Raw genomic sequence first — 2,550 nt, forward strand, 5'->3', positions numbered from 1 at the left:
TCCTGTTGCTACCCCAGCAGTCGAGCGTCTCATCCACGCGAATCCCGCAGGAAAAGAAGACGCCCGCGCAAAGCTTGACAAAGGCGCCCCCAGGAGCCTGCGTCTCTCCGTGATACCCCTTGCCCCAGCAAGCCACTTCACCGCTCCCCGCCCGGATGGCACAGGCGTGGTCGGACCCTATCGCTACCTCCACGAACCGACCCGCAGGCGGATCGCGCACCGGGTCGCTTCCCATGAGACCGACCCAGCAGCTCAGCGATCCGTCTTCGCGAATTCCGCACGCGTGCCACGGCCCCACTGCCAACTTGACGAAATTGTCGCTTGGAACTGAGAGGTATTGAGGCTCCTGGCCCCAACACCGAACCCTGCCCATCCGCTCAAGGGCGCAGGCGAAGTCTTTTGCGACGCCGACCTGTGTGAATCCCGACCCCTCGGGTGCCGGCTCGGCCGGCATCCCGTCGCCCCAGCAGTGGACATCACCCAAGGGGTCGAGCGCACACGAATGGCCGCCCGAGATGGCGACGTTGGCGATCTGCGCTGGGGGCCCCGCTGGAGGCTCGACCGCGGCGCTGCACGCTCCGAGCAGCGCCAGCCAGGGCACCAACAACCGCCAAAGGTATCGATCTCGTGGCATGTCCCATTCACCTCCAGAAATGGGGCCAGGCTGCTCCCCGTGTTCTGAGCCTGGCACAAACTCCCTGAAAGCGCGAGCCCGCCTTTCTCTGGTAGACGTGCCAGTCCCGGTCGAAGAAGTCCGTTTCCTTGATCTGGCGGGCCGAGAACTCGTGGGTTGCGCCGAGCACGTGGCTGAGCTCGTGCGATACCAGCTCCGCGTGCGAGCTCTTGGGACCAAGCACGCTTTGGTGCCCTGAAACCACGATGTAGGGAAGATGCGCTCCGTCCGACGGGCACCCGATTCCCATGGGTTTGCTGAGGGTTGGGACGCAGTCTAGGTCTGACCACGGCCCCACGACGAACATATTCACACCGAAACCGAGCTGCCGCGCCTCGGCATCGAAGTGCTCTATGTATGTACTTGCCAATAGCAAATCTATGCACGCCCTTCGTCTTTGAGGTGTGACCTCCCCAGCAATCTCTCTGCGCCCCTGAAAATCGGATATCTATGCGCTTCTCCACGTTATCACTTTGCCTCACGAAGTTGACGCTGGCGAGGCGGGTCTGGATCAAACAGTTGCGCCAGATGTCATCGATGTTGAAGTGGAGACCAAGCCCCATCCTCGCCGGGTCGTCCTGACGGATCCCCCCATTTTGGGAGCTGGGCTAATTTCCTGAGATTGTAGGGAATTTTTGTTTCGGTCGTGCGGTTGAGAGTGGTATGTCTCAACGCACCTATCGCAAGTCCGAACGCACTCATCGCAAGTCCGGCAGCCGCGCGCGCGCTCGCATGCGCAAGAATGCCACGAAGCGTCGCTCCCACCGCGACAAGGTACGCGCGCGGGTGCAGAATGCCGACGTGCACAAGTTCGTCGAGGAAGCGGTGGGACAGGACCTGCACTCGAAGCGGGTGCTGTCGTTGTCGAGAGCGACGACGGGGGTGATCCACGCGGCGGCGCTGGCAGTCAACGCCATCGGGCGGGGGCTCGCGCTGTCGCAGGGCACGCAGGCCAAACATGGCATCAAGCAGGTGGACCGGCTGTTGTCGAATGTCGCTGTGTGTCCCGCGGACTTGTTTGCCAGCTGGGTACCGTTCGTGCTGGGGGACCGGAGCGAGGCGCGTATCGCGCTGGATTGGACGCACTTCGATGCGGACAAGCATTCGACCATCGCCGCCTATCTGATCACGACGCACGGCCGAGCGACGCCCCTGGTCTGGCGTACGTTTGCGGACGCCGAGCTGACCGACGGCGGTCGCACCGATGCGGAGGACTTGCTTTTGCTGCGGCTTCGGGAAGTGCTTCCGGAGCAGGTTCAAGTCGTCCTGATCGCGGATCGCGGCTTCGGCGACGCGGGGCTGTACAGGATGCTCGAACAGTGGGGCTGGGACTACGTGATCCGCTTTCGCAAGGGCATCCAGGTCACCAACGCCGCAGGCAAGACACTGCCTGTGGAGCAATGGCTGTCGCCCAAGGGTCACGCCAAGGCCTTGCGCGGGGCGAGCGTCACCGCGGCCCACTGTCGCGTCGGTGCAGTCGTGACGGTGCACGCCAAGGGCATGAAAGAGGCTTGGTTTGTGGCCACGAGTTTCAAGAATCGGCCCGCTCGCGATGTGGTGAACCTGTACGCTCGCAGGTTCACGATCGAGGAGACATTCCGCGATCAGAAAGACGCTCGGTTCGGCCTCGGCATGCGACACACGCGGGTACGCTCCCCGGAGCGACGCGACCGACTGTTTCTTGTCGCTGCACTCGCCCAGGCGCTGCTCACCCTCCTGGGCGCCGCGGGCGAACGCTGCGGCCTCGACCGCACCCTCAAACCGAACACCTCCAAGAAACGCACCCTGTCGCTCTTCAAGCAAGGGTGTTTCTGGTTCGAAGCCATTCCCAACATGCCCAACCAGCGCCTGCGCACCCTCATGAAAGCCTTCGGCGA

3 protein-coding genes are annotated in these 2,550 nt (G+C 63.2%); 1 reads left to right on the forward strand and 2 read right to left on the reverse strand.

The window, feature by feature from the left end:
* Together MJD61_20595 and MJD61_20600 are read right to left on the reverse strand one after the other, a co-directional pair.
* The coding region (locus MJD61_20595; GenBank protein ID MCG8557661.1) for a hypothetical protein at nt 1-634 on the reverse strand (634 nt) is incomplete at its 3' end.
* A 7-nt stretch (nt 635-641) separates the two neighbouring features.
* Nucleotides 642-1,043, reverse strand: a complete 402-nt coding sequence (locus MJD61_20600) for a hypothetical protein (GenBank protein ID MCG8557662.1) — start codon at nt 1,041-1,043, stop codon at nt 642-644.
* 293 nt (nt 1,044-1,336) lie between these two features.
* Between MJD61_20600 and MJD61_20605 the strand changes: the two genes are divergently transcribed.
* The coding region (locus MJD61_20605) for an IS4 family transposase (GenBank protein MCG8557663.1) at nt 1,337-2,550 on the forward strand (1,214 nt) is incomplete at its 3' end.

The organism is Pseudomonadota bacterium (assembly GCA_022361155.1).
Classification (GTDB): Bacteria; Myxococcota_A; Polyangia; order Polyangiales; family JAKSBK01; genus JAKSBK01.